Genomic DNA, 14,640 nt, shown 5'->3' with positions numbered 1-14,640 from the left:
ATAGTTGGCACAAATAAAGCCCTGCAGCGCAGAAATACCAACAAATAACCCTGCTGGCGGCTTGGTGACGTGATGGAGGGATGGCGCGATGGCGTCACGCCAGATTTGCGCCACAGCCCAGACAACTGCATGATGGCACCAAGGAGGCAGTAAACTTCAGCAGATAAAACGGATGAACCTTTGTAGCTCTTTTTTTGTTGCTACACCAGCTGCAGCAAATGCTGATGCTGTTTAAACCATTGTTTTGCCTGTTTAAACTCAGGGTAAAACCGCTCCACCCTTTGCCAGAAGGCGCTGGAATGATCCATATGACTTAAATGCGCCAGTTCATGCACCACGACATAATCGGCCACCCAGCCAGGTGCCAGCATCAGCCGCCAGTTAAAACTGAGTTGCCCCTTGCTGGTGCAACTCCCCCACTTACTTTGCCAGTTTTTGATTTGCACTGCGCTGGCCTGAACCTGCATTTGCTGTTGCCAATACGTCACTCTGGCTGCAAACCAGAGCTCTGCCTGCTGCTGATACCAGGCGCTTAGCAGCTCCAGCTGTTTTTGCCGGCGTCTTGCCGTACTCACACGGTTAGATAATTGCAGCCACAAGGTCTGGCCATCACGACTCACAGCACTGCTGCTGTCGTTCACCACCTTTAACTGCAGTTTTTCATCAAGCAGCGGTAACAAAGCCGCCAATAAATAATCCGGCGGCAAAGCAGCCTGCAACTGCACCTGTAAATGCCGCTCTACCCATTGCTGTTTTTGTAATATAAAACCATCGATCTGCTGTTTGGCAACACCTGTGGGTGCCAGCACTGTCAGTTTTCCATCGCGGATCTGAAGTGCCACACTGCGCCGCCGCCCTGATGGCTTCAGCTGATAAGGTATGGCGGTAAACTGGCAAATCTCAGACAAGGATGGGATTCTCTGGCTTGTTTTTGGCCCGGCAGCATAACGGATGCAGCCTCATCCGGGCAAGACTGCCCCTTAGCAGCCATGCAATCTTGATGTTATGATGAGCGCCAATTGCATTTTTGACTTCAGACAGGCTCAGGCATTATGAAAATTATTTCTTTTAATATTAACGGACTACGTGCACGCCCTCATCAATTGGCGGCTCTGGTGCAAACGCATCAGCCGGATTTTATTGGCCTGCAGGAAATTAAAGTGCATGACGATGAATTTCCAATGGATGAAGTCAAAGCGCTGGGTTATTCGGTGTATCACTTTGGCCAGAAAGGTCATTATGGCGTGGCCATTCTGAGCAAATCTCCGGCCGACACTATGTTGTATGGTTTTCCCACCGACGAAGCGGACGCACAGCGCCGTATGCTGATTGGTCGCTGGACGCTGGCTGATGGCCGCAGCTTTACGTTATTAAACGGTTATTTCCCACAGGGCGAAAACCGCGACCACCCAACCAAGTTCCCGGCTAAGCAAAAGTTTTATGCCGATTTAATGCAATATCTTGAACAGAACCACAAACCAGACGAACTACTGGCAGTGATAGGTGACATAAACATTTCGCCGCTGGATCTGGATATCGGCATTGGTGAACCTAACCGCAAACGCTGGTTAAAAGAAGGCAAATGTTCATTCCTGCCAGAAGAGCGCGACATGCTGCAACGTTTAAAAGACTGGGGGCTGGTGGATACTTTCCGCGCTTTGCACCCGGAGCGTACAGAAAGGTACAGCTGGTTTGATTACCGCTCCAAAGGTTTTGACGATAACAGAGGTCTGCGCATAGACGTGGTGATGGCAACAGCGCCGCTGGCCGCCTTATGTGTTGAGTCGGATGTTGATTATGAGCTGCGCGCCATGGAAAGACCTTCGGATCATGCGCCGGTTTGGTCTAGCTTTAGCCTCTGAAGCAACGCTGACAAGCAACGTGCACCAGTGTGACTGCAACCGCAGTGTCGTCAGCCGGAATTCTGATCACAGCTTCACAGCAAATAACTACAGGAGCTGATGGATGCTTTGGCTGTTGTGCTGGCTTTTGCCGCTTTATTATTTAACGCTGGATAAAAAGCTGCTGAAGCTCTGGCAACAGCCGCTTTTGCGTCAGCTGTTTGCCGGGAGCGGCCTGTGTTTACTGGTACTGTGGCAGGTGAAAGCTCAGCTGCCACAAGGCCCGGCATTACATTTTCTTGGTATCACAGCAGTAACCTTATTGCTTGGGCTTCGGCTTAGTTTGTGCCTGATCCCGGCAATATTACTCACCACTGTTGCCGCCAGCTGGTTGGTGGCCCCTGCTAAACTGGGCTCAGCTACTTTATGGCTGGCCGATTGGGCTGTACTGACGGTGCTTGCTTTACAAAGTTATCTGCAGTTGTATCTGGTACACAGACAATTTGGTCAGCACCTGTTTGTGTATATTTTTCTCGCGGCTTTTATCGGCTCAGCTTTATGCACAGTCAGCTTTGTGCTGCTGCAAAGCAGCGCTTTGTGGCTATTGCAACCAGATGTTGTACTGGATCTTGGTGAATATCTGGCGTTATCGCCTTTATTGGCGCTGCCCGAAGCCATTTTAAATGGCATGGCCATCACGCTGCTGCTGGTATATCGCCCTGAATGGGTAGCCACTTATCGCCAGAATGCTGAACAATAACACAGCTGACAGAGCGGACAGTTCTGCAAACCGCTCTGGTTCTTTATACAAACCAAGTTGCTGATTAAAGTAACTATAAACACTGACGGATAAAAGTTTTATCCAGTTGCCTGACAGCCAGGCTTAACAAAGTGGCCAGATCGGCATAACAGGGTTTGGCCGCAGGTCTTGGCACTGCAACACCGCTTTGCTGCATTTTATCGGCAATATCCAGATACCATTGCAGCATGGCAGGCGGCAACACTGAATCGGCTCTTTTACCCAGCCAGTACCAGCCTTGCAACGGTAATGACAACATAAATAAGGTGCTGGCAAGGGCTGGTGCCAGATAACTTTGCCCCATCCATTGCAACTGTACCAGTAGCGAAATCACACTAAAGGCCGGCAACAACTGCTGCGCCCTTTTGGTCAGACGAATAATTTGATTTTCCGGAAAGACACTGTTGAGCTCGTTCACCAAAGGCCAGGTCTGACTATAAACAACCCCCTGCTGCAGGGTGGCAATTAAACTGCGCTGCATCTGAACCCCACGACCTGATGTACTGACTTTTACCTTAGCATAATTGCCGGGATTGCGGCCAGTTTGTCAGTGCATTCAGGGCTAAAAAAGCTGTAAGGAAACAGTCTGCACTGCAACGATATGTAAGTTTTCCCGACAATAACAGCGGTTACATGCCGGAAAAGAGCTGGACAAATACACAGCTGCCTTTGTACACCTGACTAAATTGTTATTTTTTAACCTCTTCACACACTTTTACATCTGAGCCGAAATAACAAAAAATATGCCATCCACATTAATACCTTAATTTCAATTACTTACACAACATAAACAGAGAAATGCACAAAGTTACCCACAGAATCTGTGGACAACTTTTTCTGATTAAAACCGGCACCACAGTGGAGGGCACTGAAAGTTGACTGGTAAAAATGCCGACTACCATGAATTAATCACACTAAATGCTCATAATTACATTTTTTCAGAACTGCAAAATAATGCCAATGCTCAGCTTGTCTGAGTTACAGCGCTGTTTTATGTGGCTGTTTCTTTCGAAAAACCACCATTGTTCGCTAGCCTTTACACCCGGAGTTTGGGTACTATCAGCTTCATTATTGTGTTGGAGAAACAACAACATGCCGGTGGCGTTTTCCCGAATGCAACAAACCACAGTGTTGCCTGTCAGCAAAGGGCTTGTGATCCAATGCCCGGCCAGCGGTCTGGTGTTGCCATTGTCCGAATCACCGGAGCCTGCAGCTGCTGCCGGTTACCTTGGTGAAGGTGTATTGCTGCACTTGCAAGGAAATCAGCTGGTTGCCCCCTTTGCCGGACTTTGTAGCCGTCAGGATCAGGCCGGACAACAACTGAGATTTCATCATGCCAATGGCCTGCAACTGGACATACATTTTCCGCCACAATGCTACCACCAGCACGGCAAAGGATTTGATTGGCTTGTTGATGAAATAGCCAAAGTAGCAGCCGGACAACCCGTGCTTTGTGTGGACTCAGCGCTACTTAGTCAGTGGGTGCAACCTTTGTATTGCCTGATCACCTTAAAACAGCATGCCAGATTCGGCACCATCTGGTATCGCAGTTGTTACCATCAGGCCGGGCAAGACCCGTTATTTTTTATTGAACTGGCAGTACAAGGTCAGGGCCAAAACGCCTGACCTTGTGCTGCATACCGTCCCGCTGCGGGCAAGCTACTGCAGCTGCTTTTGTTGATGTATAACCCGGAATACTGACTACCGATGATAAAAATTTATGGAATTAAAAACTGCGACACCATGAAAAAAGCCCGCGTTTTTTTAGCTCAGGCCGGTGTTGAGCATCAGTTTATTGATTACCGGGCCGATGGTCTGAGTCAGGAACTACTCGCACATTTTGTGGCTGACCTTGGCTGGCAGGCTTTATTAAATACCAAAGGCACCACCTACCGTGCTTTGCCGGATGAACAAAAAGCCGATATGACCGCTGAAAAAGCCATGGCGCTGATGCTGGCGCAGCCTGCACTGATAAAAAGGCCGCTGCTGGATATCAATGGCCGTTTTTATCTTGGTTTTAAAGCCGAACAATATCAGCAACTTGTGGCAGGTTTAAAATGACGTCTTTGAGCACAGCAGAAACAACAATGAGCCCGGTCGTGGCGCTGACGGCCGATTTGATTCGCCGTGCCTCAGTCACACCCGCCGACGAAGGCTGCCAGCAACTGATGGCACAGCGGTTAAGCAAACTCGGTTTTCAGATTGAATCGATGTTTTTTGAGGACACTTTAAATTTATGGGCACGCCGTGGCCAGGGCAAACCGCTGTTTTGTTTTGCCGGCCACACTGATGTAGTGCCAACAGGACCGCTGGAGCAGTGGCATACCCCACCATTTGAACCCACCATTATTGACGGCATGATGTATGGCCGTGGCACTGCTGATATGAAAGGCAGCCTGGCCGCCATGATAGTGGCCACTGAGCGCTTTCTGGCGAAAAAACCAGAGCTTAGCGGCGATATCGCCTTTTTAATTACCAGTGATGAAGAAGGTCCTTTTATCAACGGCACCAAAAGGGTCATTGAAGTGCTGGAAGCACGTCAGGAAAAAATCCGCTGGTGTCTGGTCGGTGAACCTTCCAGTACCAAAGCTGTGGGTGATGTGATTAAAAACGGTCGCCGTGGTTCATTAACAGGTTATCTGACGATCAAAGGTGTGCAAGGCCATGTGGCTTATCCGCATCTGGTGAAAAACCCTATTCATCTGGCCGCCCCGGCACTGGCTGAACTCAGTCAGCAGGTTTGGGATCATGGTAATGCGTTTTTCCCGGCTACCAGTTTTCAGATTTCGAATATTCACGCCGGTACAGGGGCAACAAACGTGGTGCCTGGTGAGATGACCCTCACTTTTAACTTCCGCTACAGCACAGAAGTGACGGCGGAGCAGCTGCAACAACAAGTGTTGACCATTCTGGATAAACACCAGCTGAGCTATCAACTGGACTGGGTACTGAACGGCCTGCCGTTTTTAACCGACAGCGGGGCTTTGGTGGCTGCAACCGTCAATGCAGTGGAGAAAATTCAGGGTTTTACCCCATCGCTGGAAACTTCAGGCGGCACTTCGGATGGGCGTTTTATTGCGCCAACAGGTGCTCAGGTGCTGGAACTTGGCCCTTGTAACGGCACCATTCATAAAATTAATGAATGTGTAAGCGTGGCTGATCTGGAACTTCTGACGGATATGTATGAAGCCATTCTCAACGAGATGTTGTGCTGATGGACCTCTCGCTGCTGCTGACAGGTCGCGTTGAGCCAAATCTGGTTGCTGTTGATAGCCTGCAGCTCGAGCGGCAAAGTGCCACAGCTTTTATCAGGATGCAGCGGGCGGCACGGCTGGATGGCATTGAACTGAGGCCGGTTTCGGCCTATCGCAATTTTGACCGCCAGGCGGTTATCTGGAATGGCAAAATGCAGGGTTTAAGAGCCGTTTATAACCAGGCACAACAACAGATCGACATAAAACAACTCAGCGGTTTTGCCAAACTGGAAGCTGTGCTTTTATATTCAGCTTTACCAGGCGCCAGCCGGCATCACTGGGGTACAGATCTGGATGTGTTTGACGCCGCCGCTGTGCCTGCTGATTATCAGCTGCAACTGTTGGAAACTGAGTATCAAAGCAGCGGCCCTTTTGCCCATCTGAGCCACTGGTTAAGCCGTTATGCCGGTGATTTTGGCTTTTTTCGGCCTTACCGGAGTTATCAGGGTGGCGTAGCCGCAGAACCCTGGCATTTAAGTTACCGCCCTTTGGCAGAGGCGTATCTGCAACAATTTGAACTACAGATGTTGCAGCAGGCTATTGCCGGCAGCTCACTCTGTGAAAAAGCGCTGGTCCTGCAATATCTGCCGGAAATTTTTCAGCGTTATGTATTGAACATCAATAAGGAGGCTCTGTGAGCTGGACTTTTATCGGCATGTTATTGCTGGTGGTGGGATTAATCGCCGCCAATCTGGCTGTACTTAAACACGGCAGCAAAAAAAATCAACGGCCGTTAGCCCGCGCCAAACAAGCGCAAAACATGGCTCAGCAACAAAAAGTGCAGGCGAGTGCCAGCACGGCACCTGCTGTGACCCATGACAATGACAAAACAAATCACGAGGCCAAATCCAAGGACGTGCAGAGCACTGCGAACAGCTCAGACGGATCGGACGGCGGCGACAGCTAAAGGTTGTAAAGCTGCTGCGATAAAAAGCCACAGCAGCTACAAGGCTCAACCCCTCTGTTATTCAGATGGGTTTTGATTGCGGTCAAAACTGGAATAACCACGGATAAACTTCTGCAGCTGGTCGCGCAGGTTGGGTGGTGTGCCTTTGATCACCAGCACATCACGTTCGGCGTCATATTGCACTCTGTCGCCAAGCAGTTTTTGCTCAAAACTCAAACTTAAACCAGCACCGGCACCGGAGAATTTCACCAGAGTTTTTAACTCTTTCACATCCACCGGGAACTGCTCAGCCACCGGCAGTTCACGTTCAGCACAATAACGGGCAAAAGCGTTGTCGTCTGAACTGTCAACTGTGGCAGAAAGCTCCTGCAAAGTCACATCCTGACCTTGTTTGGCGCGTTCTTCACAATACTGGTACACCTGTTTGCGTACATCGTGTTTTTCCGCACTGTCATAGTCGCCTTCGGCCAGATACTCTTCCACCGACGCCAGCACCATTTTGCTGCTTTGTTTGGGGTCCACCCCTTCTTCACAACCTAAAAAGTCGAGGAAAAAATCTGCAACTTTGCGTCCTGCTCTGCCGCGGATAAAACTGATGTATTTGCCCTGCTCAGGCGCCAGTTGATACTCCGTTAAATCAAGCCGTGCCGCCAGCTGCATGCGGGCAATATCCAGATGTTTGGCACTGGACAGTTGTAAATCGGCCGACACCGAAAAATGTTCTTTGCTACCCAACAGGGCAATAAACAGATACTCATTAGCCAGATAACGGTAATGGCACAACATAAAATAACCGGTTTCCGGAATTTGATGTTTGGTCAGTTCAACCACCAGCTGACCAGTGGCCAGTTCAGCCAGACTGACAAAATTTCGTTCCTGTTGTTGCCACTGATGAATGGCTTCACAAAACTCCGGATTTTTGTCACTGCTAAAGGCGGCATAACCTTTGGCCGGTTTGCCGTTGTAGGCCAAATGCAGTTGTTCAATTAACAAAGCTACATGCTGACTGACCGGTACCAGTTCCTGACGGAAATGTGCGGTTAACTGAGCAGATTCATTGGCTTCGATATAATTAATGGCCAGCAAGTGCACATCGACAGACATAAGTTTTCCTGTTTAAATGGATTTCTGTTAATATTCTACCTGTTTCATTCAGTTAATTTCAGAGTAATTCATGCCGATCCAATCCAAGTATTCCAACCAGCAAATCGAAACCCTCGTCAACATTCTGTTGGAAACCTTGCGGCAACAAAACGCCACCACCGAATTAAGCCTGATGTGCCTTGGCAATACCATCAGCCACATTATCAAAACCAATGTTCCTGCCGCGCAGCAGGGTGAAGTGGCCAGACACTTCAGCCAGGCGTTACAGGACGCCGTTAGCAGCAAGGCGCACTAAGCCGTTATGGTGCTCGAGCAAAACCTGTCACTCGTCAATAAAATTGACCGCTTGTTACGCTGGGGGCACTGGTTTACCTTTTTTAATATATTGCTGGCGCTGGTTGTAACCGGCAGTTATTTCCTCGCCGATCCACTGCCACAGTCGGTGTTAGGCTGGGCTTATCTGCTGGTCACCTGGCTGGGTCATACCGCCTTTTTATGTTTTTTATTTTTTATTATCACCATCTTTCCGGTCAGTCTGATTTTCCCTTATCAGCGCCATGTCCGCGGCCTGGCCGCAGTGCTGGCGACCTGTGGTTTTGTTGCTCTGATTTTTGATGCTTACGTCTACCATAGTCTGGGTTATCACGCAGGCAGTGCCTCTTATGAACAAACCTTAGATTTATTACGCCAGCAGGTGGTGACTAATTTACGCAACTTTGTGCTGATCACAGCCGCAGTGGGCACGCTGTTGTTGTCGGTGCAACTGGTGCTCAGTAACTTTTGCTGGAAAAAAATCGCCCGCTTAAGCCACTCGGGTAGCGGCAAACCGGCGCTGGTGATCCTCCTTGGCTGTTTTGTGCTCAGCCACCTGTTGCATATCTGGGGAGATGCCAGTCAGAACGATACCATTACCCGGCAAGACAATATTCTGCCGCTGAGTTATCCGGCAACAGCCCGTACTATGCTGGCGCGTTATAATCTGCTGGATAATTCTGCCACAGCAATTACCGCCAGCGGGTTACAACAAAACTGGCTGGCACCCGACGCGCTGCGTCAAAAGCCGGTGCAATTAAGCTGCGCCGCAGTGGCTAATACAGCGCCGTTGCATGTGTTGGTGCTGCCCGCATTAACCAGCGTCCAACAACAGCAGCTGAAACAGCTTGGTCTGCGCAGGATGGAAACTCATTTTGCTCCGGTCGCCGCAGACCAGGCACTGAATAATTTGTTATATGCCGACATGGCTCCGAATAAACCGGCAGAACAACCAACCTGGTTAAGTCAGTTACCAGAGGCTTATGTGGCCTTTGAAGCCACGGCCAGCTGGCAACAACAGCTGCCCTGGTTGAGCACTTATTCAGACAATAAGGCGCTGTTACACTGGCATTTTCTGGATAAGGACACGGATCTGACGACCAGAGTGCAGCAAGCAGCAGAAGGCACAGTGTTGGTGCTGGAGCTGTCGGGTCACAGCGACAAGTTTGCGTTGGGCGCAGCAGCTTTCTGGTATCGCTGGCCACAGTTACAGCATCAACGCATCAGCGACGTGACACAGCATCTGGATATTTTACCCACCCTGCTGGCTGAACTCGGCTGTTTTAACCAGCAAAACTGGACTGGCGACAATTTGTTGCAGCCACAAAGCCAAACCAAGCTGAATATTGTCAATAATCAGTTATATAGCTTCCGTAAAGACAAGATGTTGCTGGTAGAAGAAGACGGCAGTTTTAGCGTCTGGTCGGCCGGTACCGCTGTGCGGCTGGAGCAGCGGCTCGACGTGCCGATGCTGACTGATGCGCTGAAACGTTTGCCCTCACAATAACAGCAATAAAGGTTGGCTCAGCCCGCAGTTGCAGCTTTTTATTGCATGTTTTTACTGACTTTGGGCCTGACTACCCTTTTGCCGCTTAATTCAAGCTCAGCCAGATGAAATAAATTGGTAAATACAATTGCCGGCGCAGCCTCGGCAAAACGCTCTTTATACGCCAGCGCTGCTTCAGCCATCAACTGCGCCGCCAGCCGGTCATACTGACTGTCCCCATCATACGACAAAGGCTCCGCCAAAGCGGCCAGACCCAGCTCTTTTTGCCGGCGCATAAAATAATTCAGTAAAAACTCATACTGCTTTACGTCCAGAAAATCACGGCAATCCATACTCATATTTATCACCTGCTTGCACATTATTGCGTTAGTTTACCTGCGGCAAAGGCTGCTGCCCATGCCCAGGCGTTCGGCAAAGCCCCGGATTTTGTCTGCTTTATTTGCCACGAGCCTGCGCTTAGAACGCCAGCACAGAACAAAGCAGCTGCACTAATAACTAACAGCGCTCGCGCCAATGGCATTGATGAATTTTTCCGATAACAACAAGTTATTAATCACATTGGCGGTTTTAATTGCGAATAACTAGCATTTACCTATCAACTTTGAGCGGAGCTGTTGCCATGCTAAAAACCCTGACTTTTGCCCTGATGCACTTTAGCATTGCTTTCACTGTGGCTTATTTATTAAGCGGCGACATGCTGATCGGCGGTTTAATTGCGTTGGTGGAACCTGCCGTGAATACCATAGGTTATGTTTTTCACGAAAAAATCTGGCAGCGGCTGCAACAACAGAAACTTACGCCAGCCGCGCAGCTCTGATTTACAACATACCATACCTTCAGCGCTGAAAAAGGTTTACACTAGCGCCTTTTTCCGACACCCAGCCCGTGATGCCACGGGAAGCAGGATTTCTGGCGCATGGCCCTCAAAGCAACCATTTATAAAGCTGAACTCGCGATTGCCGATATGACACGGCATTATTATCAAACCCACAGCCTGACTCTGGCACAACATCCGTCTGAAACCATTGAGCGCATGATGTTACGGCTGGTCGCTTTTACCCTCTGTGCTGATGAACGTCTGATCTTTGGCAAAGGCATTTCCGAGGACAGCGAGCCGGATCTGTGGCAGCACAACTTAAGTGGCGAAATTGAGCTTTGGGTTGAACTCGGGTTACCGGATGAAAAACTGCTGCGCCGCGCCAGCCACAGAGCCAAACAAGGTTTGGTGCTGGCTTATGGCGGTACTGTGGTGGATAAATGGTGGAAAGACGCACAAAAAAGTGCGCAGGAGCTCAGTAACCTGACGGTGGTCGCCATCAAAGCGGATGAATCTGCCGCACTTGCTACACTTTGTCAGCGCAGTATGCAGCTGCAATGTACCATTCAGGAAGGTCAGCTGTGGTTTGCTGACAATCAACAATCTGTGGTGATCAACCCCGTCGTGCTGAAAACCGCAGCATCGCCTCTTTTTACCCTGGAGTAATTATGTTTTTAGGCAAACTCAACACCTTAGTGATGAAAAAACAGGTTGATTTTGGCGTGTATCTGGACGGCAAAAGCTGGGGCGACATATTACTGCCGCGCCGTTATGTGCCCAAAGATCTGGATTTAGGCAGTTCAGTGGAAGTGTTTTTATACCTCGACTCTGAAGATCAATTGATTGCCACCACTGAAAAACCGCTGGTGATGGTGGGCCAGGTGGCGCAGCTCAAAGTCGTGGCCACCACCAAAGTGGGCGCCTTTTTAAACTGGGGCCTGAAAAAAGACTTACTGGTGCCTTTTTCCGAGCAGGCAGTGCCGATGCAGCAGGATTACAGCTACCTGGTGTACTGTTATGTCGACCGCAGCAACAGGATTGTGGCCTCCAGCAAACTGGATAAATTTATCGGTAAAACCCAGCCGTCTTATCAGCGTGGTGATGAAGTTGAGATTGTCGTCACTGAACCTACAGATCTGGGTTACAAAGCCGTGGTGGATAACGCTCATTGGGGTGTGTTGTATAAAGATCAGGTGTTTAAGCCACTGCGCCGCGGTTATCGCTGCAAAGCTTATATTGGCAAGGTGCGGGACGATGGCAAAATTGATTTGTTGCTCGACAAACCCGGTTATGCCAAAACCAGTAGTTTTGCGGAGCAAATCATCGAAAAACTGAGCAGCGCCGGTGGTGAACTGCCCCTGTCGGATAAAAGTGAACCTGAAGCCATTTATGCAGCTTTTGGCGTTAGTAAAAAAGTGTTTAAACAAGCCATTGGTGGCCTGATGAAAGAAGGCAAAATTGATATTGAGCCAACCCGCATCCTATTGAAAAAAATAAGCTTTTAAGGCTGTTTTGCGCAATATCTACATAAAAGGGCCGGGTAAAACCCAGCCCTTTTTTATTGATAAAAATGTTTAACAGAAACCACTGATTAGCGCAGCCAGCTGCTGGCTTCTTTGGCCGTCAGCGCTTTGGCAAACCAATAACCCTGACCAGCGTCACAACCAAGTTCTGATAACAATTTACGTTGTAAGCTGGTTTCAATGCCCTCGGCAATGACGGTCAGTGACAGGGTTTTTGCCAGGGTAATAATGGTATTTACGACCGGATTTTCCTGAATTCTCGGGCGGATGCCGGCAATAAAACTGCGGTCAATTTTCAGCACATCCAGCTGAAATTCGTGCAGATAACTTAAGCTGGAATAACCGGTGCCAAAGTCATCCAGCAACACTTTCACGCCGGCCTCTCTTAAACAATCAATGCTGATTTTTGCCTGCGCCATTTTATCTATCAGCGCACTTTCAGTAATTTCAATCGCCAGATAATGCGGCTGCACCCCTGCCTGCGCCAGTAAATCCAGCACCTTATGCGAAAAATCAGCATCGGAAAAACTGCGACCCGACACATTAACACTGACATAAAAAGGGTTGGCAAAATCAAGCCGCCATGCGTTTAACTGTTTCACCGCAGCCTGCACAACATATAAATCAATCTGGGTTAACAGTCCAAGCTCTTCCGCCAGCGGCACAAAGTCGGCAGGCGACAACAGACCCCGCTCCGGGTGTTGCCAGCGGATCAACGCCTCAAAACCTAAGGTTTCTTCGCTGGATAAATCGATAATAGGCTGATAATAAAGTACAAACTGGCTTTGTTGCAGCGCAGCTTTGAGTTCAGTTTCCAGCTGATAGTGGGCGGTGGTGGCAAAGTCCATTTCACTGCAAAATTGCCGCCAAATACCCCGGCCATCCTGTTTCGCCTGATACATGGCAATGTCCGCACGGCGAATAAGCTCGTCCGTGTCCATCTGCTCAGTAGTGACATCCGCCAGCGCAATACCAATGCTGGTGGAGGTTTGCAACTGATGCTGCTTCAGCACAAAGGGCTGTTGCAATTTTGCTGCGATTCGCTCTGCCACTTCAATCACATCAGGCACTGTTTTGGCGTCTTCCAGCAAAATGGCAAACTCATCACCGCCAAGGCGCGCCAGGGTGTCATTTTGCCGCAGACAGCTTTTCAGTGCTCCGCTCACTGCGATTAAAAACTCGTCCCCAACCTGATGACCCAGAGTGTCGTTGACCATTTTAAATCTGTCTAAATCCAGATAGAGCACTGCCACCAGTTTATCCGGATAGCGAAACCGCCGTTTAAAAGCGTGATTAACTCTGTCGATAAATAACAGCCGGTTTGGCAGATTAGTCAGCGCGTCATGCAGCGCCTGATGCCGCAGTCTTTGCTGCACAAAAGCCCGCTCCAGCGCACTGGAAATATGCTGGGACACAAAGGTCAGCAGCTCTAAATCTTTTTGATCATAACTGATGCCGGGATCATAACTTTGTACCACCACCACACCACGCACAGCGTCGCCGGAGCGAAATGGCACCCCCAGCCAACTTTCGGGCGCTGAGCCATAGGCGGTCACCACCTTAGTGCGGTCAAACTCTTCCAGCAGTGCCCTGTCGGCCAACAGCGGCTCATCGGTGCGAAACACATAGCCGGTCAGGCTATTGGCCAGAATTTCCTTGGGGTAAATGGTAGTTGGGCTGATATGTTCAGTAGTATCAACAAAATAGGGAAAATGCAGCACTTCGTCTTTGTCATCATACAAAGCAATATAAAAATTTGGCGCGTAAATTAACGAACTGACGTTCTGGTGGATATGCTGGTAAAAAGCATTAAAGTCGTCGGCGTCGTAACTCAGTGAGGCAATATTAAATAATGCCTTTTGTACCAGCTCAGCATATTCCAGCTTTTTAATGGACAGCTCAAGGGCCGCCAAATCCTGCAATTTACGTAATCTGCTGCTGAGAATAGAGGCAACATGCTCCAGGATCTGCTGATGCTGATCATTAAAAAAATGCGCGTCCCACTGCTCACAGTCAATCACGGCCAATAATTCGCCTTGCTCCAGTACGGGTACGGCGAGCTCAGATAACCGCTCTGAAACATCCTTCAGATAATGCTGGCACTGTCTGGTGTCGGCCACCAGAATACTTTGTTGCTGCACCGCGCACTGCCCGACTATGCCCTGGCCATAAGACAATACGCCTAAGCCCTGATGATGCGGCAAGTCTCTGGACCCAACAGCGGCCACCCGGGTCAGAGTACGGCTTTTGGCGTCGGCGACAAAAATAGCACAATCTTCAAAACCAAGGGCTGCGGCGACTTGCTGCGCGACAAAAGGATAAATATCGGCGGGAGTCATCAACTCATTGAGCTGTAACGCCAGTTTGTTGATCAGGTGCAGAATAGAGGTTTCACGTTGCAGCTGCAGGTTTTGCTGCAACAATTCATGGCGTTGAGCCAACAAGGTTTTGTTTTGTTGTTGTAGCTCTGCTACATCGGCAGGCTGGGCTGCAGACCACTCATCCATAGCGCGGGTCATAGTACAGGATCCATAATACAGAACCACCTGTAACGGTCCCACCGGACCGAACTAATT

At 49.4% G+C, this 14,640-nt stretch carries 17 protein-coding genes; 12 read left to right on the top strand and 5 right to left on the bottom strand.

The annotated features are described in order from the left end of the window. Positions 1-200: 200 nt before the first annotated feature. Positions 201-908: a M48 family metallopeptidase gene (locus tag N3Z11_RS08525; RefSeq protein ID WP_260656744.1), complete on the bottom strand. Its 708-nt coding sequence runs from the start codon at positions 906-908 to the stop codon at positions 201-203. Positions 909-1,052: 144 nt separating this feature from the next. On the opposite strand from N3Z11_RS08525, the gene xthA reads away from it, so the two are divergent. Continuing rightward, positions 1,053-1,862 carry an exodeoxyribonuclease III gene (gene xthA, locus N3Z11_RS08520; RefSeq protein ID WP_260656743.1) on the top strand — a complete coding sequence of 270 codons (810 nt, stop codon included), beginning with the start codon at positions 1,053-1,055 and terminating at the stop codon, positions 1,860-1,862. Positions 1,863-1,965: 103 nt separating this feature from the next. Beyond that, positions 1,966-2,601 (top strand): energy-coupling factor ABC transporter permease, encoded by a 636-nt coding sequence (locus N3Z11_RS08515; protein WP_260656742.1) that lies wholly within the window; start codon positions 1,966-1,968, stop codon positions 2,599-2,601. A gap of 73 nt (positions 2,602-2,674) precedes the next feature. Here the strand turns inward: N3Z11_RS08515 and yfbV are convergent, their stop codons facing one another. Then, positions 2,675-3,121: a terminus macrodomain insulation protein YfbV gene (gene yfbV, locus N3Z11_RS08510; protein ID WP_260656741.1), complete on the bottom strand. Its 447-nt coding sequence runs from the start codon at positions 3,119-3,121 to the stop codon at positions 2,675-2,677. 632 nt (positions 3,122-3,753) lie between these two features. On the opposite strand from yfbV, the gene N3Z11_RS08505 reads away from it, so the two are divergent. The 5 genes from N3Z11_RS08505 to N3Z11_RS08485 all read left to right on the top strand — a co-directional run bounded on the left by N3Z11_RS08505 (position 3,754) and on the right by N3Z11_RS08485 (position 6,801). Further along, positions 3,754-4,266 (top strand): PTS glucose transporter subunit IIA, encoded by a 513-nt coding sequence (locus N3Z11_RS08505; RefSeq protein WP_260656740.1) that lies wholly within the window; start codon positions 3,754-3,756, stop codon positions 4,264-4,266. An 81-nt stretch (positions 4,267-4,347) separates the two neighbouring features. After that, positions 4,348-4,701, top strand: coding sequence for an ArsC family reductase (locus tag N3Z11_RS08500; RefSeq protein WP_260656739.1), 354 nt, complete (start codon positions 4,348-4,350; stop codon positions 4,699-4,701). 26 nt (positions 4,702-4,727) lie between these two features. After that, entirely contained in the window at positions 4,728-5,855 is a 1,128-nt protein-coding gene (dapE, locus tag N3Z11_RS08495) for a succinyl-diaminopimelate desuccinylase (RefSeq protein ID WP_260656738.1), read from the top strand. Continuing rightward, positions 5,855-6,532, top strand: coding sequence for a M15 family metallopeptidase (locus N3Z11_RS08490; RefSeq protein ID WP_260656737.1), 678 nt, complete (start codon positions 5,855-5,857; stop codon positions 6,530-6,532). Before dapE ends, N3Z11_RS08490 begins: the two co-directional genes overlap by 1 nt. Further along, positions 6,529-6,801 carry a DUF2897 family protein gene (locus N3Z11_RS08485; protein ID WP_260656736.1) on the top strand — a complete coding sequence of 91 codons (273 nt, stop codon included), beginning with the start codon at positions 6,529-6,531 and terminating at the stop codon, positions 6,799-6,801. The genes N3Z11_RS08490 and N3Z11_RS08485 overlap by 4 nt, the downstream gene beginning before the upstream one ends. A 57-nt stretch (positions 6,802-6,858) precedes the next feature. Here N3Z11_RS08485 and yejK read toward each other — a convergent pair whose 3' ends face one another. Then, complete coding sequence (gene yejK / locus N3Z11_RS08480) at positions 6,859-7,905, bottom strand: nucleoid-associated protein YejK (protein WP_260656735.1); 1,047 nt, start codon at positions 7,903-7,905, stop codon at positions 6,859-6,861. A 70-nt stretch (positions 7,906-7,975) separates the two neighbouring features. Here yejK and N3Z11_RS08475 point away from each other — a divergent pair, with 70 nt between their 5' ends. Together N3Z11_RS08475 and N3Z11_RS08470 are read left to right on the top strand one after the other, a co-directional pair. Then, a complete protein-coding gene (locus tag N3Z11_RS08475) occupies positions 7,976-8,200 on the top strand; it encodes a DUF1414 domain-containing protein (RefSeq protein ID WP_260656734.1) in 225 nt (74 codons plus the stop codon). Positions 8,201-8,206: 6 nt separating this feature from the next. Then, entirely contained in the window at positions 8,207-9,724 is a 1,518-nt protein-coding gene (locus N3Z11_RS08470) for a DUF3413 domain-containing protein (protein WP_260656733.1), read from the top strand. A gap of 38 nt (positions 9,725-9,762) precedes the next feature. Here N3Z11_RS08470 and N3Z11_RS08465 read toward each other — a convergent pair whose 3' ends face one another. Further along, complete coding sequence (locus N3Z11_RS08465; protein ID WP_260656732.1) at positions 9,763-10,062, bottom strand: hypothetical protein; 300 nt, start codon at positions 10,060-10,062, stop codon at positions 9,763-9,765. 281 nt (positions 10,063-10,343) lie between these two features. Between N3Z11_RS08465 and N3Z11_RS08460 the strand changes: the two genes are divergently transcribed. The 3 genes from N3Z11_RS08460 to N3Z11_RS08450 all read left to right on the top strand — a co-directional run bounded on the left by N3Z11_RS08460 (position 10,344) and on the right by N3Z11_RS08450 (position 12,046). Next, positions 10,344-10,541: a DUF2061 domain-containing protein gene (locus N3Z11_RS08460; protein WP_260656731.1), complete on the top strand. Its 198-nt coding sequence runs from the start codon at positions 10,344-10,346 to the stop codon at positions 10,539-10,541. Positions 10,542-10,640: 99 nt separating this feature from the next. After that, positions 10,641-11,207, top strand: a complete 567-nt coding sequence (locus N3Z11_RS08455) for a YaeQ family protein (RefSeq protein ID WP_260656730.1) — start codon at positions 10,641-10,643, stop codon at positions 11,205-11,207. Between the two features lie 2 nt (positions 11,208-11,209). Beyond that, entirely contained in the window at positions 11,210-12,046 is an 837-nt protein-coding gene (locus N3Z11_RS08450) for a S1 RNA-binding domain-containing protein (RefSeq protein WP_260656729.1), read from the top strand. An 86-nt stretch (positions 12,047-12,132) separates the two neighbouring features. On the opposite strand, the gene N3Z11_RS08445 is transcribed toward N3Z11_RS08450, so the two are convergent. Further along, positions 12,133-14,583, bottom strand: a complete 2,451-nt coding sequence (locus N3Z11_RS08445; RefSeq protein WP_260656728.1) for an EAL domain-containing protein — start codon at positions 14,581-14,583, stop codon at positions 12,133-12,135. Positions 14,584-14,640 lie beyond the last annotated feature (57 nt).

Source organism: Rheinheimera sp. 4Y26 (assembly GCF_025245835.1).
Classification (GTDB): Bacteria; Pseudomonadota; Gammaproteobacteria; order Enterobacterales; family Alteromonadaceae; genus Pararheinheimera.
This window is presented reverse-complemented; position numbering and strand designations above follow the sequence as displayed.

What these genes read in the sequence shown, in the direction of transcription:
- xthA (WP_260656743.1), top strand. Translation starts at nt 1,053, where the DNA reads ATGAAAATTATTTCTTTTAATATTAACGGACTACGTGCACGCCCTCAT.
- N3Z11_RS08515 (WP_260656742.1), top strand. Translation starts at nt 1,966, where the DNA reads ATGCTTTGGCTGTTGTGCTGGCTTTTGCCGCTTTATTATTTAACGCTG.
- yfbV (WP_260656741.1), bottom strand. Translation starts at nt 3,121, where the DNA reads ATGCAGCGCAGTTTAATTGCCACCCTGCAGCAGGGGGTTGTTTATAGT.
- N3Z11_RS08505 (WP_260656740.1), top strand. Translation starts at nt 3,754, where the DNA reads ATGCAACAAACCACAGTGTTGCCTGTCAGCAAAGGGCTTGTGATCCAA.
- N3Z11_RS08500 (WP_260656739.1), top strand. Translation starts at nt 4,348, where the DNA reads ATGATAAAAATTTATGGAATTAAAAACTGCGACACCATGAAAAAAGCC.
- dapE (WP_260656738.1), top strand. Translation starts at nt 4,728, where the DNA reads ATGAGCCCGGTCGTGGCGCTGACGGCCGATTTGATTCGCCGTGCCTCA.
- N3Z11_RS08490 (WP_260656737.1), top strand. Translation starts at nt 5,855, where the DNA reads ATGGACCTCTCGCTGCTGCTGACAGGTCGCGTTGAGCCAAATCTGGTT.
- yejK (WP_260656735.1), bottom strand. Translation starts at nt 7,905, where the DNA reads ATGTCTGTCGATGTGCACTTGCTGGCCATTAATTATATCGAAGCCAAT.
- N3Z11_RS08475 (WP_260656734.1), top strand. Translation starts at nt 7,976, where the DNA reads ATGCCGATCCAATCCAAGTATTCCAACCAGCAAATCGAAACCCTCGTC.
- N3Z11_RS08470 (WP_260656733.1), top strand. Translation starts at nt 8,207, where the DNA reads ATGGTGCTCGAGCAAAACCTGTCACTCGTCAATAAAATTGACCGCTTG.
- N3Z11_RS08465 (WP_260656732.1), bottom strand. Translation starts at nt 10,062, where the DNA reads ATGAGTATGGATTGCCGTGATTTTCTGGACGTAAAGCAGTATGAGTTT.
- N3Z11_RS08460 (WP_260656731.1), top strand. Translation starts at nt 10,344, where the DNA reads ATGCTAAAAACCCTGACTTTTGCCCTGATGCACTTTAGCATTGCTTTC.
- N3Z11_RS08455 (WP_260656730.1), top strand. Translation starts at nt 10,641, where the DNA reads ATGGCCCTCAAAGCAACCATTTATAAAGCTGAACTCGCGATTGCCGAT.
- N3Z11_RS08450 (WP_260656729.1), top strand. Translation starts at nt 11,210, where the DNA reads ATGTTTTTAGGCAAACTCAACACCTTAGTGATGAAAAAACAGGTTGAT.
- N3Z11_RS08445 (WP_260656728.1), bottom strand. Translation starts at nt 14,583, where the DNA reads ATGACCCGCGCTATGGATGAGTGGTCTGCAGCCCAGCCTGCCGATGTA.